Below are 25,126 nucleotides of genomic sequence, written 5' to 3' on the forward strand. Positions count from 1 at the left end.
TCAAGACTTGTTTTTTGTTACCATTTTTTAAAAGCAAATATTGCTTTTTATTCAGCTTGTAAACAATTATGAAACAATTTGAGCACTATCTCTAGTGACCTCAATTAATGTTTTATAGCCTTAAGAACTTATGCACAATGAAAAGCCGGGCTTGCGCTAACACAAATATTTTTTAAGCCTGTGCAAATTTATAACAGAAAACATCCGTTATAAACAAATGAAAAATTTCTTGAAACATATATATTTAGAATGTTTAGTAAAACAGAATTAAATGATAAGCTCACAACAGAATTACGTGAGCTGGCAAAAAGCTATGGCATTGAAGGTGCCGACTCCCTCAGAAAAATAGACCTTGTTGAAGTACTTTTACACCAGCAAGAAATTATAAATGCTGCTAAATCAGGTGCAGATCCTTATAGTGAAACTGAACCTGTTACAGCCACACGTGCACCTAAAACCAAAGCCGCAAAAGCACCGAAAGTTGCCGCAGCAGCAACAGCAGCTTCTTCGGTAATCGCTGAAAAAGCCGCTACTACAGATGAGAAGCCTCTCGCTAAAGATGAAAAGCCGGTTAAAAAAAGAACAAGGTTAACAAAAACTGAATCTGCAGCACCAGTTGAAAAAAGAAGAGATGCGGTTACTTTGTTTGACGAGCCTCAGCATGAGAAGCAGCCCGACAGAAACAATGATAGTGAAGAAAGTGTAAAACCGATTTCAGCTTTGATAGAGGAAAGTGCAGAAGTACTTCCGGTAGCACCAAAGCAAAAACAAGAGCCTAAAGAAAAACAGGAAAAGCCACAACGTGATGAAAACCGCCAGCAAAAGCAACCAGGCGGCGGCAATCATCACAAAAACGAAAACAGTTACTCTAACCTGGATTTCGATAACGTCATCACAAACGAAGGTGTTCTGGAAATTATGCCTGATGGATATGGTTTCTTACGCTCTGCAGATTACAACTATTTAACTTCTCCTGATGATATTTATGTATCACAGTCTCAAATCAAGCTCTTTGGATTAAAAACAGGTGATACTGTAAAAGGTAGCATCCGTCCGCCTAAAGAAGGAGAAAAATACTTCCCGTTGGTTCGTGTAGAAACCATTAATGGCAGGATCCCTGCTGAAGTACGTGACCGCGTTCCTTTTGATTATTTAACACCACTTTTCCCAACAGAAAGATTAAACCTGTTTACGGATACGAACAACTATTCTACCCGTATTATGGATTTATTTACCCCAATCGGTAAAGGACAGCGTGGTTTAATTGTGGCACAGCCTAAAACAGGTAAAACCAATTTATTGAAAGAGGTGGCCAACGCCATTGCCAAAAACCATCCGGAAGTTTATTTAATTATCTTATTAATAGATGAGCGTCCGGAAGAGGTGACTGATATGGCTCGCAGTGTAAGAGCGGAGGTAATTGCCTCAACCTTTGATGAGCCAGCTGAACGACATGTTAAAATTGCCAACATTGTTTTAGAGAAATCGAAACGTCTGGTAGAAAGCGGACATGATGTAGTTATTCTATTAGATTCAATTACCCGTTTAGCCAGAGCATATAACACTACAGCACCTGCATCTGGTAAAATATTATCAGGTGGTGTTGATGCTAATGCCCTGCACAAACCAAAACGTTTCTTTGGTGCTGCACGTAACATCGAAAACGGGGGTTCATTAACCATTTTAGCTACCGCATTAACCGATACTGGTTCTAAAATGGATGAGGTAATTTTCGAAGAATTTAAAGGAACCGGTAACATGGAACTTCAGTTAGATCGTAAATTATCTAACAAACGTATTTTCCCAGCTATCGATATTACAGCATCAAGTACCCGTCGGGATGATTTATTGCACGACAGAGATACGTTACAGCGCGTGTGGATTTTACGTAACCACCTTGCTGACATGAATAGCCAGGAAGCAATGGAATTTGTTCAATCTCAAATAAAAGGAACAAAAAGTAACGAAGAGTTCTTAATTTCGATGAACAGCTAAATAAGCTTAAGGGCTGGAAGGTTGAGGGCTAAGGGTTTTCCTGCATCCTTCCAACCTTCCAACCTTCCAACCTTCCAACCCTATGAAAAGGCATCTTCCTAACGCGATTACCTGTGCAAATCTTTTTTCTGGCTGCATCGGGATCGTTTTTGCATTTAAAGGTCATTTAGAAACCACAGCTTATTTCGTTATTTTATCCGGAATATTCGATTTTTTTGATGGTATGGTTGCCCGTTTATTAAATGTTAAATCGGCCATAGGGAAAGATCTGGATTCTTTGGCGGATATGGTGAGTTTTGGTTTTTTACCTGGGGTGATTATGTTTCATTTACTAAAAGCAAGTGACTATTCTTCTGAATACCTTCCCTACCTGGGTTTTATCATCACAGTTTTCTCTGCAATCAGATTGGCAAAATTCAACAACGATAGCAGGCAAACAGAAGATTTTATTGGCCTAAATACGCCAATGAATACCTTATTCCTCTGTTCGCTGCCTTTTATTGCGCATGATTATCCACAGATTATTTCCTCCAGCATTTTGCTGATTGCTATTACGGCGATCACCAGCTTTTTACTGGTAAGCGAAATAAAAATATTCTCTTTAAAATTTAGCAATTTGAGCTGGGCGAAAAATAAAATCAAATTTATTTTTCTCATCCTCTCGGCCATATTAATTGCATTTCTGCAATTTGCGGCGATACCTTTTGTACTGGTACTGTATATTGCTTTATCTTTTCTTCACTTTAAAGGAGCAACACCAGATCAGAAGATTTAGTCTTTCCGATACGTAAAGGGTTGGCTGAATGATTTAGCTATATTCTTGACCAATTAAATTTTTTTAACCTCAAGCGGATCGCTTATATTTTGGCAGATCGACAACATGGTTTCTCCAAGCACAGGATGCAAAACACCAGGGGCAATCTCAGCCAAAGGTTCCATCACAAATTTTCTATGCTGCATATGCGGATGAGGCACCTGAAGTTTATCGGGAATGTTGATCACCTGATTTCCAAAAAGGATAAGATCAATATCAATTAAACGCTCCCCCCATTTATCTTTCCTCACCCTCCCCAGCTCCTGCTCAATATTTAATGCAAGATCCAAAACCTCCAAAGCACTTAAACGGGTTTGCAAAGCAACAGCCTGGTTTAAAAATGCAGGCTGGTCGGTTTTGCCCCAGGCAGCCGTTTCATAAAGGGAAGAGACAGATAAAACCCCGCCCACTCTATCATTCAACAGTTCAATGGCTTTTTTCAGATTTGCTACTCTATCGCCTAAATTCCCACCTAGTAACAAATAAGCCGTCTGGTACTCTAAAGCTTGATTAAGCATCATGTATTTTTATATCTTTACAGCACAAAATTAAAATTTAAATGAGAGAATTCTTTAAGTATTTATTTGCCTCCATGTTGGGCTTTTTCTTATCAATCATAATCGTTTTTGTAATCTGCTTCATCGTTGTAATGGGATTAGTATCTTCTATTGATACTGACAAAACCATTACGGTTTCTAACAATTCAGTACTATTTCTGAATCTAGATCAAGCCATTACAGAACGTACGCCAAAAAAAACATTTGGTAACCTGCCAATTGTTGGTGGTGATGAAAAAGATGCGATAGGCTTGAACGACTTCCTAAAGGCGTTGCAGAAAGCCAAAACAGACGATAATATTAAATGTATCTACCTGAATGTAAGCAGTCCGAATGCAGGTTTTGCTACTTTACGGGAGGTTAGAAATGCGCTGGTTGATTTTAAAAAATCGCATAAAAAAATCATCGCTTATAGCGAAGTATATACTCAGGGAGCCTATTATTTGGCTTCAGTTGCTGATAAAGTATATTTAAATCCTGAGGGCGCTTTAGAATTTAAAGGTTTCAGCTCAGAACTTACTTTTTTTAAAGGCACATTAGAAAAAGTTGGTGTAGAAATGCAGGTGATTCGTGTTGGAAACTACAAAAGTGCAGTTGAGCCTTTTATTTTAGATAAAATGAGCGATTACAACCGTAAGCAGGTAACGGCTTATGTTGGTGGATTATATAACACATTCTTAAGTGATATTGCCGAAAGCAGAAATATCCAGAAAGATAGCCTGTATAACATCGCTGATAATTACAAAATACGACAGCCGCAAGATGCAGTAATCTTTAAAATGATCGATGCTTTAAAATATAAAGATCAGATTTTAGAGGAATTAAAAGGATTATCCGGCAGAACCAGAGGAGAGAATATCCGTTCGGTTTCGATTAATGATTATGCGAAGAATAATAGCGATACCGGAGAAGGTAAAGACAAAGTTGCGGTAATTTACGCCAATGGTGAAATTAATGGCGGCGAAGGTTCTGACAACCAAATCGGCTCGGAGCGCATTTCCAGGGCAATCAGGAAGGCACGTTTAGATGATGATATAAAAGCAATTGTACTCCGCATCAACTCACCCGGAGGAAGTGCTTTAGCTTCTGACGTGATATGGAGAGAGGTTGTATTAACCAGAAAAGAAAAACCGGTTATTGCATCTTTCGGCGATGTGGCCGCCTCAGGTGGTTATTATATTGGTTGTGCTGCCGACAGCATTTTTGTACAGCCGAATACCATTACGGGTTCGATAGGGGTGTTTGGCATTATTCCAAATTTCCAAAATTTAATGACCAACAAACTGGGAATCACATTTGATGGTGTGAAGACAGGTAAATATGCAGATATCATGGCCACTAACCGCCCGATGACTGAGGGTGAAAGATTTATTATTCAAAATGAACTGAACAGGGTTTATAGTGGTTTTGTAAGTCGTGTGGCCGATGGCAGAAAGAAAAGTAAAGCCTATATCGACAGTATTGGCGGTGGACACGTTTGGATTGGTACAGATGCCGTTCAAATTGGACTGGCGGATAGAATCGGAGGTTTTAAAGATGCCATTAAGGCCGCTGCCAAAAAAGCAAAACTAAAGAATTATAAGGTAGTAGAATATCCGGATGTAATAGACCCATGGAAATCGTTACTGGATGAAGGTACAGATAAAATTAAAACCTATTATACCAAACAGGAACTGGGTGATAATTATATGCTTTACCAACAGATGAAAAAAGTGATGGCAAGCTCCGGAATACAGGCCAGGATGCCATTTGAAGCGGTAATTAAATAGAAAATTAGTAAGATGGAGGATGTAAAATGGAAGACGGAACTACCCCCTATTCCATTTTACACTTTACTTTATCCTTAATTAATCAGTTTCCATTCCGGGTGCAAGGTCAGATAAGTTTGGTTAAGCGCAATATTTGCCGGATGTACCGTTAAGGCAATGCTTTTCCCTTTTAAAAACTCAAAACCAATCCCCTCCTTTTTCGCATCATAAATAACTACCGTATCTTTTTTTTCATTCAGATAAGCGTCAAGTTTGTTGATGCCCGGGAATTTTAGCTTAGTGTCATCCAAACTAACTCCGGTAGCTAAACCATCCCTTGTTTTAAATTCATTTGAAGTGATTCTGATCTGCTTTACATCTTTCACCTGCATACTGGTATCTCGGTAAGAAGAATAAATAGCAACCTCATTCTTTCCATTAGCCGTTGAATCGCTGCTGTACCAAATTCCCCAGGCTTTGCCCATGGCTGCATCGCTGAAATCAGGTCTTCCAAGTTTTGCGCTTACCTGCTGCATATCTTCGCCAAGACTTATCTCTCCTATTGAATGACCTGCGACAACCAGGAACCGTTCATCAACCGCTTGTGAAGAAACAGAAGTAGTGCCTGTTAACGAATCTGGTTTATTTTCATCAGTTTTCCTTTCAGATTGACAAGCAAGGAAACTTATGCTTAGTCCTAAGAGGACAGTTTTTGTAAATTTCATGAGTGTAAAACAACGCTTTAATAAAATTGTGTTTAGAAACTGATCAGCATGATCAAAATTTGAGGCATTATTTCCTAATTTTACCCTTTATGGAAAATAAGACCATCGCCCGCACCTTACGCCTCTTATCGCAGCTCATGGAACTGCATGAAGAAAATCCCTTCAAGATAAAATCAGTGACCAATGCTTACTTTAAGGTAGATAAACTGCCTTTTGCCTTAAAAGACAAACCCCTGGATGAACTGGATAAAATTGATGGTATAGGTAAAGGATTGGCTTCTAAAATCATAGAACTTCTTCAAACCGGAGAACTACAAGAGCTTAATGAAATACTCCAAAGAACACCCGAAGGTGTGGTAGAAATGCTGGGTATAAAAGGCATCGGACCAAAAAAAATATTCATCATCTGGCGTACTCTGGGAATTGAAAATATCGGTGAACTATATTACGCCTGCAATGAAAACCGATTGATTGAAGCCAAGGGTTTTGGTTTAAAAACGCAGGAAGAAATTAAAAATGCCATCGAATTTAAACTGGCTGCCAACGGCAGATTTTTATATGCACAGGTAGAAGGATTTGCTAAAACATTGTTTACACAACTTGCCGGTTGGACTGAAAAAATTGACAACGCTGCACTTTTAGGCTTTGCTGGTCAGTACCGCCGTGCATGTGAGATCATTGATGAACTCGAAATGGTGATTGGTACAGAAAATATTGATGCCATTAAGCAAAATTTACCCTCGTTTGAACAACTTTCTCTTATTGAAGCGGAGCAATCTTACATTTGTACCACTGAGGCCGGACTCAGGATCAAAATCTATGTGACAGAAAGATCAGCCTTTTATTTAGAATGGTTTGCCTTAACCGGAAATAAAGAACACGTTGAAAAAGTACTGGCTTTAGCAGGCAACGGCCCTTTCGCAGATGAAGAAGAAATTTACAGTAAGGCGGGATTAATTTTCATCGAGCCAGAACTACGCGAAGATTTTAATGAAATTGAACTGGCTAAAGCAAATAAACTCCCAACGCTGATCCAATACGAAGATTTAAAAGGCAGCTTGCATAACCATTCCACCTGGAGCGATGGTGTGCATACTTTAGAGCAGATGGCGGTTTACTGTAAAGAAAATTTAAATCTTCAGTATCTGGGAATATGCGACCACTCGAAAACGGCTGTTTATGCCAAAGGATTAAACGAACAGCGCGTTTTTGGACAACACCAGGAAATTGATGAACTAAATAAAAAACTTGCTCCTTTCAAAATTTTTAAAGGCATTGAAAGTGATATTTTAAGCGATGGATCGCTCGATTATCCGGACGAGATCCTTGAAACATTTGATTTTGTAGTAGCCTCTGTACACAGCAACCTTCGCATGGATGAAGCCAAAGCCACAGCGCGATTGCTAAAAGCTATTGAAAATCCATATATTACCATCTTAGGTCATCCCACTGGACGCCTACTGTTAAGCAGGGCCGGATACCCGATAGATTATAAAAAAATTATTGATGCCTGTGCGGCCAATAAAGTGGTGATTGAAATTAATGCAAACCCTTTACGTTTAGATTTAGACTGGCGCTGGCACCGTTATGCACTTGAAAAAGGCATATTATTGTCGGTAAATCCTGATGCACACCGTACTGAAGGCTTCAACGATATGCATTATGGTATTTTAGTAGCCCGCAAAGGTGGTTTAAGCGCTGAGAAATGTTTGAATGCTTTCACCTTAGAGGAGATTACTGCATACTTTGATAGTAAGAAGGTTTAGGGTTTAGGGTTTAGGGTTTAGGGTTTAGGTTTTAGGGTTTAGGGTTTAGGGTTTAGGGTTTAGGGTTTAGGGTTTAGGGTTTAGGGTTTAGGGTTTAGGGTTTAGGGTTTAGGGTTTAGGGTTTAGGGAAAAACGGGTACCTAAATGATCTTGTTTTAAATTTTGCAAAGAAAAGTCGGTGTAATCCCTGAATCTGTGCAATCAACCCACAAGGAAAAAAATCAGTGCGACTCTAAAACCTATCTTAATTTGATATAAAAGAGATAGCCAAAAATAATATCTTTGCCTCCATGATCAGTGAAATTGCCAACCGCATATTTAATCAGGTTATTACAGACTACCACAAGTTTGATGATATTGACCATCCGGTTGAAAACCCTTACGATGCCGAAAGTTTGGAACATCTTTTTTATATAAAAAACTGGATTGATACCGCTCAATGGCACATGGAAGATGTGGTGCGCAATCCTCAGATTGATCCTGTTGAAGGCTTAAGCTGGAAGAGACGCATTGATGCCCAAAACCAGGTCCGTACCGATATGGTAGAGTTTATTGATGGCTATTTTCTAAATCTTTATCAAGGAATTACGGCTCTGCCAGATGCAAAAATCAATACCGAAAGTCCGGCATGGGCAATTGACAGGCTTTCTATCCTGGCATTAAAAATTTACCACATGCAGGAAGAGGCCGAACGCGAAAGTGCATCGGCCGAACACCGTGCACAATGCCAAATCAAGCTCAATGTATTGTTGTCTCAACGCGATGATCTTTCCACCAGCATTGATGAGTTACTGGCAGATATTGAGGCGGGCAAAAAATACATGAAAGTATACAAGCAAATGAAAATGTACAACGATCCGAGTTTAAACCCGGTATTGTACAATAAAGCATAGAAAAACAGAAAGACTAAAGCTGAAAGCGAAATTCATGTCATCAAACCAAACAATTATCGTTTTACGTTTTTCGGCAATGGGCGACGTGGCCATGGTCGCATCTGTTTTACAGGAATTTTCGAAGCAAAACCCAGCGGCTGAACTCATTATGGTCAGCCGACCCGCTTTTAAGCCATTTTTTGACCATATCCCCAATCTGATCTTCCATCCTATCCAGCCAAAAACCATTCATAAGGGCATAATTGGATTATATAAACTTTATCAGGAACTCCGCAGCTACCAACCGGATGCTATAGCTGATTTACATGATAATTTAAGAAGCAGGGTAATTTCTACTTTTTTTCGTTTAACGGGAACTGAAATTAAAAGGATAGATAAGGGAAGAGCAGAGAAAAAGGCATTAACCCGTGCCAGTAACAAGGTATTTAGACCGCTTAGAAAAACTGTTGAGCGTTATGCTGATGTTTTCCGCGGATTAGGTTTTAGCATTAAACTCAGTCACCAAATCAGCAGATCTGTACAGGCTTTACCCGATAAGGCAAAAGCATTGTTTAGCAATCAAACCACAAAAAAAATCGGCATATCTCCTTTTGCACAGCATATTTATAAAGTATATGCATTGGAAAAAATGGAAGCGGTAATAGCTTCATTAAGTGGATCGGATTATGAGCTTTTTATATTTGGTGGTGGTGAAAAGGAAAAATTAATTGCCGAAAAATGGGCCAAAACGTATCAGAACACTTATAATTTAATTGGAAACTTTAATTTAACGGAAGAACTTGCCATTATCTCCAACTTAGATTTAATGCTAAGCATGGACTCCTCTGGCATGCATATGGCATCACTTGTTGGTGTACCTGTTGTATCTATATGGGGGCCAACACATCCTTACGCAGGTTTTTTGGGATACGGACAACAAGAAAACGATTGTATTCAGATTGATCATCCCGCAAGACCAAATTCTATATACGGAAACAAACCCTGCCTTTGCGGTGTTGAAAACTGTATGGACTTAATTAAGCCTGAAACCATCGTTAACAAAATCAAAGAGAAATTAAATGGCTAAACAATTACTTCTCGTCCGCCACGGAAAATCGGATTGGGGAAATACGAATTTACGTGATTTCGATCGCCCATTGAACAAACGTGGCAAAGAAAATGCACCAGAAATGGCCGAAAGATTAATTAAACGCGGTTTTAACATCGACCTGATGGTGAGCAGCACGGCAAAAAGGGCCAAATCTACCGCTAAATATTTTGCAGAAGCATACAATATAGACCACATTCAGTTCGAAGAATCTATTTACGAGGCGAATACCACCGCTTTACTTAAAGTAGTTAATCGTTTGAATAATGGCGCGGACCATATCGTGATGTTTGGTCATAATCCTGGTTTTACAGATTTTGCAAACGAGTTATGCGATGCCGACATTTATAACATTCCAACTGCAGGTATGGTATTAATTTCTTTTCCTTTTGAATCCTGGCAAATGGTAAGTAAAGGAACAGGAGAACTGGTGTTTTTTGATTACCCAAAGAATAGTGATGAAATTTAAGGCTTTTATCATTAAAAGATTACGATCACTAAGACAGGTAGCCGATTAATTAATTGCCACGGAAATACCGGTTTACATGAAAATTATAGTGGGTTTGCATTAACACTTTACAGATTGGCTTTAGCCAGGGATATGAATACATAAAACGGCTCTAGCACATTGGCGCCGGACATGCTTTTCCCGATAGGCAAAAACCCTGGTTAAATAAACCCGGTAGTAGCGGCAGCTCCTGATCCTTCATCAGGACTATAGCGGATAACGGGGCTGAACAAGCCAGGAACCACTGAACAAACATTTCCAAAAAAATAAACTAAAAGATCTCAATTTAGATAAGAATAACACGAATCAAATAATTTTACTAACTTTGAAGATATAAACGAAAGTCCGGCAATAGACATTTCGGTGAATTCATAACCTAAACTCCTCTGGTTATTTCATAATTCGTATCGCCGGAAAATTTACCCATTAATTATCTGTACATGAATTTTGACTATAATACTACGCGTAGCCATTTAATTTTATCTGAATATGGCCGCAACGTACAAAACATGGTGAAGTATATCTGCGAATTGCCCACCATAGAAGAACGTAATAAATATGCCCAGGCAGTAATCGACCTGATGGGGTTCTTGCAACCACATCTGCGTGATGTTGCCGATTTTAAACATAAGCTTTGGGATCACCTGCACATCATCTCTGGTTACCAGATAGATGTAGATAGCCCATATCCAAAGCCATTAATAGAAAATGCTTATATTAAACCAGCTCCTCTGGCATATCCTCAACAAAGAATTACCTACAAACATTACGGCAAAACGGTTGAGAATCTAATCGAAAAAGCCATGCGCGAGGAAAATCCAGAAATTAAGAAGGCAATGGTTCAAAGCATTGCAAATTTTATGAAAATGGCTTATGTTACCTGGAATAAGGATAACGTGAGTGATGATACCATCATTAAAGATCTAAAATATCTTTCTGGCGGACTGTTATCACTGGATGAAGGCGTTAATTTGGCAAAAGTGGAGTTTAGAGCGCAAAATCCACGTCAAAATAATAATAACAATAACCGGGGAAGAAACAACAATAATAACAATAACGGTAAAAACCGCCAGAACAACAATAACAATAATAACCGTCAACGCAACAACAATAAACCCAAATATTAAGAAACGGTAAAAGTGAGAAGGTGAAAAGACGGAAGGTTAAATGTCTACCTGACCTTAATACTTACTACTTGATACTAATTACTACAAAATATATGAACGCATTTGAGATAACCGGCGGAATTAAATTAAAAGGCGAAATCACTCCACAAGGTGCTAAAAACGAAGCTTTACAGATTTTATCTGCAGTATTGCTGACCGAACAAAAAGTAACCATCAGTAATATTCCTGATATTAAAGACGTAAACAAACTGATTGAATTACTTGGCGATTTGGGCGTTATTGTTGAACGCATTAATAAGGATACCTATTCCTTTGAAGCTAAAAATATCGATTTAAATTTCTTTGAATCTGATACTTTTAAAGCCAAAGGCGGTGGCTTACGTGGTTCGATCATGATTGTAGGACCATTATTGGCTCGTTTTGGCAAGGCTGCTATCCCTAAACCAGGCGGCGATAAGATCGGTCGCAGAAGGTTGGACACCCACTTTATCGGTTTCGAAAAACTGGGCGCAAAATTTGTTTACGATAGCAAAAAGGCTTTCTTTAATGTAGATGCCACCAATTTACAAGGTGCCTACATTCTGTTAGATGAAGCATCGGTAACCGGAACGGCAAACATTGTTATGGCGGCGGTTTTGGCTAAAGGTACTACTACCATTTACAACGCAGCCTGCGAACCATATTTACAACAGCTTTGCAAAATGCTAAACCGCATGGGTGCAAAAATTTCGGGCATTGGTTCTAATTTACTAACCATTGAAGGTGTAAAGGTTTTAGGTGGAACCGAGCATAGAATGCTACCTGATATGATCGAAATTGGTTCTTTTATTGGTATGGCAGCGATGACAGAATCGGAAATTACCATTAAAGATGTTTGTTACGATGAACTTGGCGTGATACCAGAGGTTTTCAAAAAACTGGGTATTAAATTAGAGCGCCGTGGTGATGATATTTACATACCATCTCAAAAACATTACGAAATTGACACTTTTATTGACGGCTCTATCTTAACCATTGCCGATTCTCCATGGCCAGGTTTTACGCCTGACTTATTGAGTATTGTTTTAGTTGTGGCTACACAAGCAAAAGGAAACGTACTGATTCACCAGAAAATGTTTGAAAGCCGCTTATTCTTCGTGGATAAACTGATTGATATGGGGGCACAGATTATTCTTTGCGATCCGCACCGTGCTACGGTTAATGGCATTGATAAAAAATATAAACTGCGCGGAATCAGCATGACTTCTCCTGATATCAGAGCCGGGGTTTCTTTGTTAATTGCTGCTTTATCTGCAGAAGGTAAATCGACCATTTATAACATTGAACAGATTGAGCGCGGTTACCAGGATATCGACACCCGTTTGCGTGCTTTAGGCGCGCAAATTAAGCGTGTAAATGCCGATGCACCAAGTCACTAATAAGGGGCGAAAGGCAAAAGGTTGAAGGCTTAAGGTAAAACCCAAAGCGAAAATAGCATAATAAAAAACGCACCGGTAAAAATTTACCAGGGCGTTTTTTATGGTTACCTTATAAGGGGAATCGTCATGCTGAATTTATTTCAGCATCTATCAGTTATTAACATTGAGGAGGCTTTCTCTTAAATATAGAAATTGTCATCCTGAGCTTGTCGAAGGAACTCTTTTAAATGTCTTACAAGGCGTTTCGACAGGCTCAATGTGACAAATACTAAGCGAATTACAATCTATAAGACAGCTTCAACAACCATAGGGACTGCATCTGGATCAGCATTTCCCTGTTATAAAGATCCTGAAACAAGTTCAGGAGACACGATCGCTCCAATTAATCCACTTTCCGTCTCACATCATCCCTCTTACATCATCCCTCTTACATCATCCATCTCACATCATCCCTCTTACATTATTACCCTGATATCGCATTTATAATATCATACTGCGTAATAATCTCAATTTTACCCGTTTCATCTTCTACTAAAACTGCTGAATTTTCTTTATTGATCAGTGAAGAAATTTTATCAATAGAAGTATTCAGGTCTACAAAAGGAAAAGTAGCGGTCATAATTTCTGAAATCGGTGCCGATTTCAATCCCGGATTTTCCAATAAGGCACTTAAAATATCACTTTCAGCAACTTTACCTACAATCATTCCCTGTTGGGTTACCGGAATTTGAGATATATTCATTGATTTAATGGTATTTATGGCTTCAAGCACAGATTTTTGTGCATCAAGAGTTACAATCTCTGTACTTTCTTTTTTAGACAAAATTGATTTTGCCGTTAGTTTTTCGTCCTGTAAAAATCCACGTTCCCGCAACCAGTCTTCATTATACATTTTACCCATGTAACGGCTACCGTGGTCATGGAAAATAACCACCACTACATCTTCCGGCTTTAGTTGATCTTTTAACTGGATTAAGCCCCCAATTGCAGCGCCAGCAGAGTTACCTACAAAAATTCCTTCTTTGCGTGCAATATCACGGGTCATTAACGCAGCATCTTTATCTGTAACTTTTTCAAACAGGTCAATCACGTCAAAATTTACATTTGCCGGAAGGAAATCTTCGCCAATGCCTTCAGTGATGTAGGGATAAATTTCATCCTTGTCAAAAATACCCGTTTCCTTATACTTTTTAAAAACTGAGCCATAGGTATCAATTCCCCAGATTTTAATATTCGGATTCTTTTCTTTCAGATATTTCCCTGTTCCGGAAATGGTTCCACCTGTACCTACGCCAACCACCAGGTGCGTAATTTTACCTTCTGTCTGTTCCCATATTTCGGGACCAGTCTGTTCATAATGAGCCTGTGAATTGGCTAAATTATCATACTGATTAGGTTTCCAGGAATTTGGGACCTCGCGCTCCAAACGTGAGGAAACAGAATAATATGAACGCGGATTTTCAGGATCAACATTTGTAGGACAAACAATTACCTCGGCACCAAAGGCACGTAAGGCATCTACTTTTTCTTTCGATTGTTTATCAGTTGTGGTAAAGATACATTTATAACCTTTAATAATGGCCGCCATGGCAAGGCCCATTCCAGTATTTCCTGATGTACCTTCTATAATAGTTCCGCCTGGTTTTAACTTCCCGCTTTTCTCGGCATCTTCAATCATTTTAACCGCCATACGGTCTTTAATCGAATTGCCCGGATTAGTCGTTTCGATTTTTGCCAGAATTGTTCCCGGAACTCCCTTTGTTATCGTATTTAATTTAACCAGAGGTGTATTACCGATGGTTTCTAGAATATTATTATACCACATGTCACAAAATTAAGAAAAGGCATCAAGTATTTTATAAACTATATTTTATTCAAAACATAATTTCTAAAATTCAAATTTAAAAGAATTTAATTTCATAATCTACAATTATGATCGGCATTATAGATTGATTATTGGGTAAAATGCGATTTAATTGTTCGTCCCAGCTTCAAAAAGGAGGCTATTTCTAAATCAAAAATTAGATCTCCACATTCAACTTTTAACAAATAATAGGTTTTTCCGTGAGGATATCGTTTCATGCCAGTTTATAAATTTTCCCGGGCAAAGAAACAATAATGCCCTGCATCTCCAGTGTAAGGATAACAATAGCCAGTTTACTTTGCTGAATATTTAACTGAAGGGATAGTTCATCTATGGAAAGTTGACCATTTTGTAAAACATCCACAACCCCCTGCTCATTAGCGGTAAGACTTAATTGCAGGGTAGTTTGCTTAACATGCTGTTTCGCCTTCAATTCTTCATCCCAACCAAGGTAATAGATCAGGTCATTGGCATTATTAATTAATCCGGCCCTATTGGTCTTAATCAGAAAATTACATCCTTCCGAAAACACATCGTTCGTTCTACCTGGAAAAGCATATACATCTTTATTGTAAGAATTTGCTATTTCTGCAGTAATTAATGCACCTCCTTTAATCGAAGCTTCAACTACAACCGTAGCATCTGCAATACCCGCAATAATACGGTTTCTTTGCGGAAAATTAGGACGGTCGGGATTAGTCAGGATTGGAAATTCGGTGAGCAGACCTCCATTCAGAACCATTTTTTGAGCCACCGCTTTATGGATTTTTGGATACATACGATCTAAACCATGGCCAAGTACGCCAACGGTTGGGATATGATGGGCCAGACATTCTTTGTGCGTGGTTACATCAATACCATATGCCAGTCCGCTCACGATTAAAACATTGTATGGCGCTAAAACCTCGCATAGTTCTTTGCAGAGGTTTTTACCATAATTTGTTGCATTACGGGTTCCAACAACGCTGATGATCCGTTGCTGGTTAAAATCAACTGTACCTTTGGCATAAAGCAGTAAGGGTGAATCGATGCAATTCTTTAGCCTTTTAGGATATTTTTCGTCAGAAAAAAACAATACTTCTATTCCATGCTTTTCCACAAAATCTAACTCTTGCCTGGCCCTCGTCAGCGCATTGCTACCACGAATGGCTTCAATTGTTTTTTCTCCGATACCCGGAACCTGCAGAAGCTGCTTTTTACTTGCAGAAAATACATTTTCGGCATTTCCACAGTAGGCCAGCAGGTTTTTGGCCGTTACCGGGCCAATAGACTTAATAAAAGTTAAGGCAATTTTATGTAGCGTGCTCATCATCTTATAAGGTTAAATAAATTCGGGATGATTTTATTTCCTTAAAGCAAGCTTAAAAATCTATATCTATTAAACTTTTTAATGGAATATGAATATTGTTTTTGAGCTGTATGTATTTCTCTGTGACTGCCCAAACGGTAGTATCAACACGTTTTGGTCCAATAGTCGTATTAAAAGTGATAACGGCTTTTGATTTAAATTCATTACCCAATCTTTGCGCTTCAGCAAGCTTGGTTTTCAGTTCCTGAGAATGATCTTCTTTTGCATTGATGATATTTAAATAACTGATGTGTTCCTTTTCTACAATTTCTATCGGCATGGGTCTCTTTAACGATTAATGTTAAACAAGCTTATCAATTTTTTACAAAAAAAGCAATACTTATTTGATCAGATATTGTAATAAATACATAAAAATGGCCAGATTTGAAATACAAAACCAGCCATTTTGGTACAAAATCTTATCAATTATTTAAACCTCAGTTTTCTGGTTTCGACCATTCCTTTAAACTCATGATCCATTTTACCAGAAAGATCCTCAACCACGTTTTTAGGTAAAGTTGAGGTACTGCTAATGATATTATCTTTCAACACAGATGAAAAAATGCCATTGGCCGAATAATATAAGGCCTGCGCCAATAGTTTTTCTGTTGGATCTCCAAAATCTTTGGTCACATCATCAAAAATATCTTTATCAACTGCTATTCCATCAAAATAGCCCCCCTGATTTAATTGATTTTTGGTTTCAAATTGCGGAATATAAAGGTCGTTTTTATCTATGTGGATAGCGAAAAAACCCACTGGTTTGCCATATGTTTTCTTTCCAATCAATTTAACATCGATTACAGGTTTTAGGTTATTAATCAGTAATTCGCTTGCTGACGCAGTACTATTAGTTACAATAAAGTAAACCCTGTTTAAGCCATTAAGCGATCCTCGTTTTGCAAAAACTTCCTGGTTTCCGGCTGCAACTGTTGGTTTATAAGAATAATCAAAATAAGAATACATCCGCGTTACACCATCATTACCTTTGGCATAGAACTTCTGGTTTTGAAGAATAGTGGCCTGATTGTCCTGCATGGTTTGTGTCCAGTACGTGGTATACATTACCTTACCGTTTTGAGCCGCGGGAGCAATCAAATTGGTAAAGGCTTCTGATGTACCAACGGAACCTCCCCCATTATAACGCAAATCAACAACCAGCTCGGTAACGCCATCTGTTGAAAATTTTGCAAATGCTGCATCCAGCAAATCAATTGAATTGGTCGTAAAACTGTTGAATACGATATAGCCAACTTTTTTTGCACCAATGGTATAAGTTTTGGTAAAAAGTATAGGATTGATATTATAACTCGCCTTATTTATGGTTACATCCTGACTGGTGCCATCTGGTTTTAAGACCGTCATCGTAACAGTCGGATTTGCGCCGAAAATAGCATTTACTATAAAATTAATTCTTTCATCGGTAGTATTAATATCAGTACTTCCGTTAATTTTTGTAATCTGATAACCTCTCCTTAAGCCTTGAACACCAGCAGGAGACCCGGTATATACATATTTCACCCTTAAATCGTTTGTACCGGCAAAGAACACCGAGAAACCAAAATCTCCACCTATTCCACCTAATTCGCCAGCGACAGTTCCATCATCAATAAATGAATATTTATCTTTTCCGCCTGTACTTGGCAAAGCCTTTAGGGCAGCTAAAACAGCATTGTTAGAGCCATACTGCCTGGGATTAAAAGCAGAATAGCTCGGCATCCCCACATTCCAATAATAAGTCTGCTGTGCATACAGGTAAATCGAATCTTTGGTTAATTCTGACCGGGTACCTGATGTACCCTGTGTTAAACCTTGTCCGTCTGGGGTATTACTCGCTTTTTTACAGGATGCTGTAAACCCAAGCAAAATAATCAAAGCACAGAAAAAGGTGTTCTGTGAAATAAACTTTCTAAGCATATTATTTGTAAATTTCTAATGATACAATATACTGCAAATTAATTGATTTGGATTGTTGCTCATCAAATTTATTTGCACCAACAACTAACGCCTGGCTGGCTAATAAATTGTTGTCGCTTAATATGTTCTGAAAAATTTCCGCTTTTGGCTGCCCCAGTTCCTCAACAAAGTATACGGTAAGATATTGCTCTAGTCCATTCCATTCGGTCTGCTTAATTTTATTGAGCTGTTGCTCAGGATTGCCAGCCGTTACAAGTACAATTTTTTTACGGTCTACCACCAGCGCCTGCATAAATTCGAGCATATTTTTATAAAGCAAAAGCTTTAAGGGCAAACGGGCATTCTGATGCAGGAGGTTGAAATTATATTCATATTTGTTATCAATGCCAAACTGGTTAGCTGTTTTGTGAAAAAGATTTTCAGCACCAATATTTTCGTATTCGTTACGCATAAACTCCAGAATGGGTTGCGCATTTTTTTGCTCGGTATACTCTATAAATTGGGCAAACAGATAATAAACCTGTAATAAATAATCTTTCTCCGGAAATAACACATCATCCAGATCAAAAAATACCAGCTGCTTGTCTTTAATGTATAAATCGGCTTCCATATTAAATTGTAAAAAGTTTCAGTTCATCATCAGCAACATTGTAGCCGAACACCCCGTTTAATTTTCCATCAGTACTGACAAAAATTTCCTTTCCGCTGGCAAATATGCATTCTCCCTTTACAAAGACCGCAAAATTTTGAAAAGTAGTTTGGTCGTTAGCTATATAACCTGCTATTAAACTCGCATCAGGCAATAAAACCTGAATGCCATATTCGCCAAAAAGCACAGCCGATTTAGCGATTGGCTCTACTTCATATTGGTGTAGCGGGATAATACTATCAATCCCCTCAGTAATGCAGAAATTTAATAAAATATGTGCTATGCTATCTTTATTAAGTGGTCCCAGCGATGAAAACGCATAGTTTTCAGTTACCATACCCGGTACATCACCATAATCGGCCAATAGAACAAAATGAGTAGGAAAGGCTTTCATCAGCTTTAAAGCTTTTGCATCATTGCCGCCTGTAATAAGTATTTTCAAAATTTAATGATTGAATGAATAAATTGGTGAATGACTGAGTTATTGAATGACTCAATGATGGAATGACTGAATGGAAGAATAATTATAATCTTATACAATCAATCCATCCTTCATACTCACCACCCGATCGCTGGTTTTGGCCAGGTGTTCATTGTGTGTAACGATCACAAACGTTTGACGGAAATTATCACGCAAACTCACAAACAATTGGTGTAATCCTGCTGCATTTTCGGAGTCTAAATTTCCAGAGGGCTCATCAGCCAATATAATGGAGGGACTATTGATCAATGCCCGTGCTATGGACACCCTTTGTTGTTCACCGCCAGACAACTGATTGGGCTTATGGTGCGCCCTCTCCTTAAGTCCGAAAAGATCTAAAAGTTCAAGCGCCCTGTCTTCAGCCTGCTTTTTGCTGGTTTTAGCTATAAATGCAGGGATACAGATATTTTCGATGGCACTAAACTCTGGCAACAAATGGTGGAATTGAAATACAAAACCTATATTCTGATTTCGGAAATTACTCAACAGATCACCATTCAGTTTATTTATAACCGTACCCTTTAATTCTACAGATCCCTCGTCAGGCCGATCCAATGTACCTAGAATATGTAACAAAGTACTTTTCCCGGCACCAGACGGACCAATAATACTCACAATCTCCCCTTTTTGTACTTCAAAATTTACTCCCTTTAAAATTTGCAGATTTCCGTACGATTTTCTGATTCCAGTGGCTTTTAGCATGGTTCAAATTTAATAAAAAAGGTTAAAGAGTAAAGACCAAAGCACAAAGACTGAAAGCATAGCAAGATTAGCATTTTTAAAATCTGCGTAATCCATTTACCTGTGCAATCGGCCACAACAGAAAAAACCAAAAAAGATTTGCAAATCTCAATTTTCTATCTAACTTTGAAAAACAAAGCACTTTTAAAAATGAACAACCCGGAAGAACAACTAAGTACCTTAAAAGATATCAGAAATATGATGGACAGGTCATCAAGATTTATTTCTCTGAGTGGTTTATCGGGTGTTTTCGCAGGTGCGATAGCGTTAATTGGTGCTTATTTTGCAAATGATGAAATCAACAAATTCGTTAATAAAAGAGGTTATGGTTATGGCGTGGAAGGGGAAATGGATCTCGAATTTAATCTGATCAAACTAGGGCTCTTTGTTTTGGTAATTGCTTTGGCTGGCGGTGTTTTATTTACCTACAGAAAAAGTCAGAAAAACAATCTCCCAATCTGGGATAAAACCTCTAAATCACTTTTAATCAACTTATTTATTCCGTTGTTTACCGGAGGATTATTTATCATCGCTTTATTAATTAACCACCCAAATACCTATAGCATTATCGCGCCGAGCTGCCTCATTTTTTATGGTTTAGCCTTGATTAATGCCAGTAAGTTTACCTACAGTGATATCCGTTATTTAGGCTTTTGCGAGGTGATATTAGGCTTGATCTGTATGTTTTATTTGGGTTATGGATTAATTTTCTGGGCTTTGGGCTTCGGCATACTACACATCGTTTATGGTCTTTTAATGTATTTTAAATATGAGCGAGGTCAGTAACGATGAAAAACCCGATAGCAGATTTAAACAAAATATTCGATAGCCGGATCAGGCTGGGCGTTATGTCTATGCTGGTGGTAAACAATGAAATTGGCTTTAATGACCTAAAACAAATGCTGGAATTAACGGATGGAAATTTGGCTTCACACCTGAACACATTAGAACAGGCTGAATTTATCAAGGTACACAAAGGTTTTATTGGGCGTAAAACAAGTACTACCTACTCCATCACCGAATTGGGCAGGCAAGCTTTTAAGGCGCATTTAGATGCGCTCGAAAAAATGATCAGGAAACTATAATTTTTTTTTAAACAAACACTTTGAATTTCAAAGCACTTTTAAAATATTAAAATGGAAGAAATACCTGAACCTCAAATGAATTACTTAGGCAAAAAAATCGCTTGCTATTCTGTGATCGTTGGCACCATGATATTTTTCGCCTACTTAATATCAAACTCTTTTTTTTTAATAATAGCAGGTGCCGTTTTTACACTTGGAGCTGCGATTTTAAATGTACTGGTGTTAGCGCTCATTTTAGTAGCGTTTATTTTCAATAAGTCCTATTGGAGAAACTCCTTATTTTCAGTCGTCTGCCTACTATTAAATATTCCTTTGGTAATTCTCTACATTTTCATTCTAAGCTATTTCGACTTATAAACCTTAAACAAAATGAAAACAAAATCCAACTTATTACTCCTCTCTACCCTTTTGGGAGGCCTGCTGTTTACTTTCCTTTTTTGGGAAGAACGACTTGCGCTCAATCTGCTTATTTACAGTATATATCTGCTGGCAATCACTTTTGTTAATCCGGATGTGATTAATAGTACCAAACTAAAAATTTACGGCTTAGCACACCTGCTGGCAGCGATATTAGTTGTTATTAACAATTCTGATTTATCAGTGGTAACTTATTACATCAGTTTATTGCTATTTATTGGCTTTGGTCATCAACAACAAATCAGGACCATTTTTACTGCTTTTCTAGCGGCCACATTACAGATGGTCACAGTGCCATTTAATGCTATAAAACAACTAAGCCAGCTCAGTTTTGGCAAGGTAAGCCTTAAGCCCTTTTTCACTCTGATTAAATATATCTTCGTACCGGTTATCATTGTAATCCTATTTTCATGCCTTTATGCAGCTGCAAATAATGTTTTTGCACATTATGCAGAAACCATCTTAACTCACATCGGCGACTTTTTAGATCAATTACTACACTTCTTTTTTAAAGACCTGAGTTTTGAGCGCATTATGCATTTATGTTTTGGATTGGTTTTAACAGGAGGTTTACTACTTGCTTTCTTTGATAAAAGCCTTGAAAAAGCAGAGCTGAAATGTAAAGAACCATTGCACCGGATCAGAAGAAGCCTGGGACAGAAAACAATATGGTATAATATCGCAAAAACATTTACAGGCAACCTGTTAACACGGAAAATGGCATTAAAAACAGAGTATATCGTTGGTGTCATTTCATTCGTCGCGCTTAACCTGCTCTTGCTAATGCTAAATACCATTGACATTACCACACTTTGGTTTGGCTACGAACCTACGGGCAATTTCTCAGGTGAACTGCACCAGGGCACAAATTCATTGATCTTTAGCATTGTAATGGCTATGGCAGTAATCTTATACTATTTCAGGGGAAATTTAAATTTTTACCCAAAAAGTAAAATGTTAAGGGCATTAGCCTATACCTGGATGGTTCAGAATTTTATCCTGATCATATCCGTATTCATCCGTGATGGTTACTACATCGAATTTCATGGTTTAACCCATAAAAGGATCGGTGTTTTAGTATTCGCCATCCTTTGCATTATTGGTTTGGCAACGGTTTATTTTAAAGTAGCTAAACAGAAAACCATATTCTATCTCTTCAAAGTAAACGGAAATGTATGGTTTGCCCTGCTGTTGACCTTTACCTTTATCAATTGGGATGTTCTAATTGTTAAATACAACCTCAATCATGTTGACACTATTTCTATTGATCCTTACTACCTTACTTCTTTATCAGAAAAGACACTGCCTCTTCTAGATAACAACCGGTCAAAAATACATCCCTCAACCAATAACGATTCGGAAATTGCCAAAGTAGACCAGCCACAAGAAGCTTTAATGAGAAAACTGGATCAACGGATCGGTTATTTCAAAGAGCGTTATCATCAGGAAAGCTGGTTATCATGGAATTTGCAGGATTGGAATACCGCGAAATATTTTGATCTAAATAAAAAATAGGATGAACAGATTGGACAAAAGTGTTGCAATGATATTAGCACTCTTCGCATTAGCATGGTTTGCGCTGGACCTTGGCTATCAATAAAATTTTTGATTTAACAACTAATGAAACACATACCAATTAACTGTATCAATATGTAAACGAATAGCTCAACTTACTGGATTAACAATTTTTTAGCCCAGTTACTAACAAGCCCATTATTTTAAAAATCATGTATAATTAACCGCTCCGCCTCTCCAACCTTAGTTGGAAATTTTTCCCCTGATGCAAACGCATTGGGGGAATTAAAAATTGATTAGCCGTATATTAAAACTTAGAAATTATGAAAAATCTACAGTCAGCATTTATGTCACCATCAACACGTATCGCCATTATATTTGGCGTTGTAATATTAATTTTAAGCATTCCGCTTATCGCCATGCAATTTACAACTGAAGTAAAGTGGGATTTATTCGATTTTCTGGTAGCCGGCGCCTTATTATTCAGCACCGGATTGGCCCTCGAACTTGTCATCAGGAACTTGAAAAGTGGCACGTTAAGAACAATAGTTCTCATTGTCATATTGACAGCCTTATTCCTCGTCTGGGCAGAATTGGCCGTTGGGATCTTCGGAACGCGGTTTGCAGGAAGTTAACCGATGCCATTAACATTTCGTTCCGGCAGATTTAAACTGGTTAACGCAAAAGAAATATTTTTTTCCGTTTGGTATTAACAAATATTGTTTCTTAAGCCTGATTGCAGCGGTAAGCCCGGAACGTAGTGAGGACTTATAGCGGAAAGCAGGACTACCAGCCGCCATCAGAAACTGCCCCATCACTTTCAAATAAAGAATATCTGCCAAATCAGCCGGATACCATAAACCAGCGTACGTGACAGACACTAATTTCCCGTTTAACATAAAACGTTCATTTTCTTAAAAAATCGGCAAATTCTATTTGTTTAAAGGCTGTGAAATTGTAGCTTTGGGCAAATTTTGTAGCAAATGAACCCGATGCTGTTAAAGTAACCATCTTTATAGTAAAAGGCTCCATCTGACAGATAAAGACAAAAATATAAACAGATGAATATTCACGAATACCAGGGTAAACAAATATTAAAAAGTTTCGGTGTTAACGTTCAAGAAGGAATAGTTGCCGATACTCCTGAACAAGCTGTTGAGGCCGCTAAGCAACTGAAAACCGATTACAACTCTGATTGGGTTGTAATTAAAGCGCAAATCCACGCTGGTGGCCGCGGTAAAGGTGGTGGTGTTAAATTGGCCAAAAACCTTGAAGAGGTTAAACAACGTGCTACCGATATCATCGGCATGCAATTGGTAACTCCTCAAACCGGACCAGAAGGTAAAAAAGTGAACAAAGTTTTAGTGGCGCAGGATGTTTATTATCCAGGTGCTTCTGAAACTAAAGAATTCTATATCTCTGTATTGTTAGATCGTGCGAAAGGTCGTAATATCATCATGTACAGTACCGAAGGCGGTATGGATATTGAAGAAGTTGCCGAGCACACGCCACATTTAATCTTCAAAGAAGAAATCGATCCTAAAGTAGGCTTACAAGGTTTCCAGGCACGTAAAATTGCCTTTAACTTAGGTGTTAGCGGTAATGCTTTTAAAGAAATGGTTAAATTCGTTACTGCTTTATACAAAGCTTACGAAGCAACCGATTCTTCCATGTTCGAAATCAACCCGGTATTAAAAACTTCTGATGATAAAGTAATCGCGGTAGATGCCAAAGTGAATCTGGATGAGAACGGTTTATTCCGTCACCCTGATTATACTGCGATGCGTGATGTTACCGAGGAAGATCCAATGGAAGTTGAAGCCAGTGCAAGCAACCTGAACTTCGTTAACCTTGATGGTAACGTAGGCTGTATGGTTAACGGTGCAGGTTTGGCAATGGCTACCATGGATATTATTAAATTAGCGGGTGGTGAGCCAGCTAACTTCCTTGACGTAGGCGGAACTGCAAATGCACAAACAGTTAAAGCGGCTTTTAATATTATTTTGAAAGATCCTAACGTTAAAGCCATCCTGATCAACATTTTTGGTGGTATTGTACGTTGTGACCGTGTTGCTCAGGGTGTTATCGATGCATACAAAGAAATTGGAAATATCCCCGTGCCAATTATCTGCCGTTTACAAGGTACAAATGCCGAAGAAGCTAAAAAATTAATTGATGAGTCTGGCCTACAGGTTTATTCAGCGATTGCCTTAAAAGAAGCAGCCGATTTAGTAACCAAAGTTTTAGCTGAAAAAGCATAAGCCAAAGCCAAAAGTTGAAAGACTAAAGCAAAAAGCGTATATACTGAAACCCTTTCCATGAAAATTGGAAGGGTTTTTTTATTACCATCTTTTCCAAAACCATCGGAAAAATCGTCATCTCGACTGTAGCGCAGCGGAACGGAGAGATCTATCTGTACAGTTTTTTTTTGAAAATTAAGGTTCTGTACATTTCGGCTCCGAAAACACTGC

At 38.2% G+C, this 25,126-nt stretch carries 25 protein-coding genes; 15 read left to right on the top strand and 10 right to left on the bottom strand.

Going from position 1 to position 25,126, the window contains the following annotated elements:
- Positions 1 to 249: 249 nt before the first annotated feature.
- Both rho and pssA read left to right on the top strand, forming a co-directional pair.
- Positions 250 to 1,995, top strand: a complete 1,746-nt coding sequence (gene rho, locus ACIQXP_RS01305; RefSeq protein WP_293743434.1) for a transcription termination factor Rho — start codon at positions 250 to 252, stop codon at positions 1,993 to 1,995.
- Positions 1,996 to 2,077: 82 nt separating this feature from the next.
- Complete coding sequence (gene pssA / locus ACIQXP_RS01310) at positions 2,078 to 2,770, top strand: CDP-diacylglycerol--serine O-phosphatidyltransferase (RefSeq protein ID WP_293743433.1); 693 nt, start codon at positions 2,078 to 2,080, stop codon at positions 2,768 to 2,770.
- A gap of 53 nt (positions 2,771 to 2,823) precedes the next feature.
- Here pssA and folK read toward each other — a convergent pair whose 3' ends face one another.
- Complete coding sequence (gene folK / locus ACIQXP_RS01315) at positions 2,824 to 3,330, bottom strand: 2-amino-4-hydroxy-6-hydroxymethyldihydropteridine diphosphokinase (RefSeq protein WP_293743432.1); 507 nt, start codon at positions 3,328 to 3,330, stop codon at positions 2,824 to 2,826.
- 38 nt (positions 3,331 to 3,368) lie between these two features.
- Between folK and sppA the strand changes: the two genes are divergently transcribed.
- On the top strand, positions 3,369 to 5,135 hold the full coding sequence (gene sppA / locus ACIQXP_RS01320; protein ID WP_293743431.1) for a signal peptide peptidase SppA: 1,767 nt from the start codon (positions 3,369 to 3,371) through the stop codon (positions 5,133 to 5,135).
- 74 nt (positions 5,136 to 5,209) lie between these two features.
- Here the strand turns inward: sppA and ACIQXP_RS01325 are convergent, their stop codons facing one another.
- Positions 5,210 to 5,839: a hypothetical protein gene (locus ACIQXP_RS01325; RefSeq protein WP_293743430.1), complete on the bottom strand. Its 630-nt coding sequence runs from the start codon at positions 5,837 to 5,839 to the stop codon at positions 5,210 to 5,212.
- Positions 5,840 to 5,928: 89 nt separating this feature from the next.
- On the opposite strand from ACIQXP_RS01325, the gene ACIQXP_RS01330 reads away from it, so the two are divergent.
- The 6 genes from ACIQXP_RS01330 (at position 5,929) to murA (ending at position 12,638) form a co-directional block, all read left to right on the top strand.
- Positions 5,929 to 7,605 carry a helix-hairpin-helix domain-containing protein gene (locus tag ACIQXP_RS01330; protein ID WP_387504297.1) on the top strand — a complete coding sequence of 559 codons (1,677 nt, stop codon included), beginning with the start codon at positions 5,929 to 5,931 and terminating at the stop codon, positions 7,603 to 7,605.
- A gap of 290 nt (positions 7,606 to 7,895) precedes the next feature.
- Positions 7,896 to 8,498, top strand: coding sequence for a DUF4254 domain-containing protein (locus ACIQXP_RS01335; protein WP_387504296.1), 603 nt, complete (start codon positions 7,896 to 7,898; stop codon positions 8,496 to 8,498).
- 34 nt (positions 8,499 to 8,532) lie between these two features.
- Positions 8,533 to 9,564: a glycosyltransferase family 9 protein gene (locus ACIQXP_RS01340; RefSeq protein WP_387504295.1), complete on the top strand. Its 1,032-nt coding sequence runs from the start codon at positions 8,533 to 8,535 to the stop codon at positions 9,562 to 9,564.
- Complete coding sequence (locus ACIQXP_RS01345) at positions 9,557 to 10,054, top strand: SixA phosphatase family protein (RefSeq protein ID WP_387504294.1); 498 nt, start codon at positions 9,557 to 9,559, stop codon at positions 10,052 to 10,054. The genes ACIQXP_RS01340 and ACIQXP_RS01345 overlap by 8 nt, the downstream gene beginning before the upstream one ends.
- A 479-nt stretch (positions 10,055 to 10,533) precedes the next feature.
- Positions 10,534 to 11,220, top strand: a complete 687-nt coding sequence (locus tag ACIQXP_RS01350; RefSeq protein ID WP_090982192.1) for a DUF4290 domain-containing protein — start codon at positions 10,534 to 10,536, stop codon at positions 11,218 to 11,220.
- A gap of 92 nt (positions 11,221 to 11,312) precedes the next feature.
- On the top strand, positions 11,313 to 12,638 hold the full coding sequence (gene murA, locus ACIQXP_RS01355; protein ID WP_090982190.1) for a UDP-N-acetylglucosamine 1-carboxyvinyltransferase: 1,326 nt from the start codon (positions 11,313 to 11,315) through the stop codon (positions 12,636 to 12,638).
- A gap of 463 nt (positions 12,639 to 13,101) precedes the next feature.
- Here the strand turns inward: murA and ACIQXP_RS01360 are convergent, their stop codons facing one another.
- From ACIQXP_RS01360 to ACIQXP_RS01390, 7 genes are all read right to left on the bottom strand, one after another.
- Positions 13,102 to 14,463, bottom strand: a complete 1,362-nt coding sequence (locus tag ACIQXP_RS01360; protein WP_387504293.1) for a pyridoxal-phosphate dependent enzyme — start codon at positions 14,461 to 14,463, stop codon at positions 13,102 to 13,104.
- Positions 14,464 to 14,716: 253 nt separating this feature from the next.
- Positions 14,717 to 15,811 carry a DNA-processing protein DprA gene (dprA, locus tag ACIQXP_RS01365; protein WP_293743570.1) on the bottom strand — a complete coding sequence of 365 codons (1,095 nt, stop codon included), beginning with the start codon at positions 15,809 to 15,811 and terminating at the stop codon, positions 14,717 to 14,719.
- 52 nt (positions 15,812 to 15,863) lie between these two features.
- Positions 15,864 to 16,130 (bottom strand): hypothetical protein, encoded by a 267-nt coding sequence (locus tag ACIQXP_RS01370; protein WP_090982182.1) that lies wholly within the window; start codon positions 16,128 to 16,130, stop codon positions 15,864 to 15,866.
- 146 nt (positions 16,131 to 16,276) lie between these two features.
- A complete protein-coding gene (locus ACIQXP_RS01375) occupies positions 16,277 to 17,767 on the bottom strand; it encodes a S41 family peptidase (RefSeq protein WP_387504291.1) in 1,491 nt (496 codons plus the stop codon).
- Between the two features lies 1 nt (position 17,768).
- Positions 17,769 to 18,377 carry an HAD family hydrolase gene (locus ACIQXP_RS01380; protein ID WP_387504290.1) on the bottom strand — a complete coding sequence of 203 codons (609 nt, stop codon included), beginning with the start codon at positions 18,375 to 18,377 and terminating at the stop codon, positions 17,769 to 17,771.
- 1 nt (position 18,378) lies between these two features.
- On the bottom strand, positions 18,379 to 18,858 hold the full coding sequence (locus ACIQXP_RS01385; protein WP_293743420.1) for an ATP-grasp domain-containing protein: 480 nt from the start codon (positions 18,856 to 18,858) through the stop codon (positions 18,379 to 18,381).
- A 90-nt stretch (positions 18,859 to 18,948) separates the two neighbouring features.
- The gene (locus ACIQXP_RS01390) at positions 18,949 to 19,599 is read right to left on the bottom strand and encodes an ABC transporter ATP-binding protein (protein WP_293743419.1); all 651 of its coding nucleotides are present in this window, start codon (positions 19,597 to 19,599) and stop codon (positions 18,949 to 18,951) included.
- Positions 19,600 to 19,764: 165 nt separating this feature from the next.
- Here ACIQXP_RS01390 and ACIQXP_RS01395 point away from each other — a divergent pair, with 165 nt between their 5' ends.
- The 5 genes from ACIQXP_RS01395 (at position 19,765) to ACIQXP_RS01415 (ending at position 23,290) form a co-directional block, all read left to right on the top strand.
- The gene (locus tag ACIQXP_RS01395) at positions 19,765 to 20,424 is read left to right on the top strand and encodes a hypothetical protein (protein WP_293743418.1); all 660 of its coding nucleotides are present in this window, start codon (positions 19,765 to 19,767) and stop codon (positions 20,422 to 20,424) included.
- Between the two features lie 2 nt (positions 20,425 to 20,426).
- Positions 20,427 to 20,723 (top strand): winged helix-turn-helix domain-containing protein, encoded by a 297-nt coding sequence (locus tag ACIQXP_RS01400; RefSeq protein WP_090982174.1) that lies wholly within the window; start codon positions 20,427 to 20,429, stop codon positions 20,721 to 20,723.
- 51 nt (positions 20,724 to 20,774) lie between these two features.
- Positions 20,775 to 21,080: a hypothetical protein gene (locus tag ACIQXP_RS01405; protein WP_387504287.1), complete on the top strand. Its 306-nt coding sequence runs from the start codon at positions 20,775 to 20,777 to the stop codon at positions 21,078 to 21,080.
- A 12-nt stretch (positions 21,081 to 21,092) separates the two neighbouring features.
- Positions 21,093 to 22,655, top strand: coding sequence for a DUF4153 domain-containing protein (locus tag ACIQXP_RS01410; protein WP_387504286.1), 1,563 nt, complete (start codon positions 21,093 to 21,095; stop codon positions 22,653 to 22,655).
- A gap of 323 nt (positions 22,656 to 22,978) precedes the next feature.
- Positions 22,979 to 23,290 carry a hypothetical protein gene (locus tag ACIQXP_RS01415; RefSeq protein WP_387504285.1) on the top strand — a complete coding sequence of 104 codons (312 nt, stop codon included), beginning with the start codon at positions 22,979 to 22,981 and terminating at the stop codon, positions 23,288 to 23,290.
- Between the two features lie 9 nt (positions 23,291 to 23,299).
- Here the strand turns inward: ACIQXP_RS01415 and ACIQXP_RS01420 are convergent, their stop codons facing one another.
- Positions 23,300 to 23,536, bottom strand: a complete 237-nt coding sequence (locus ACIQXP_RS01420) for a hypothetical protein (protein ID WP_387504284.1) — start codon at positions 23,534 to 23,536, stop codon at positions 23,300 to 23,302.
- Between the two features lie 180 nt (positions 23,537 to 23,716).
- Between ACIQXP_RS01420 and sucC the strand changes: the two genes are divergently transcribed.
- Positions 23,717 to 24,916 carry an ADP-forming succinate--CoA ligase subunit beta gene (sucC, locus tag ACIQXP_RS01425; RefSeq protein ID WP_387504283.1) on the top strand — a complete coding sequence of 400 codons (1,200 nt, stop codon included), beginning with the start codon at positions 23,717 to 23,719 and terminating at the stop codon, positions 24,914 to 24,916.
- Positions 24,917 to 25,126: the final 210 nt, after the last annotated feature.

It is taken from the genome of Pedobacter suwonensis (assembly GCF_044762335.1).
Taxonomy (GTDB): Bacteria; Bacteroidota; Bacteroidia; order Sphingobacteriales; family Sphingobacteriaceae; genus Pedobacter.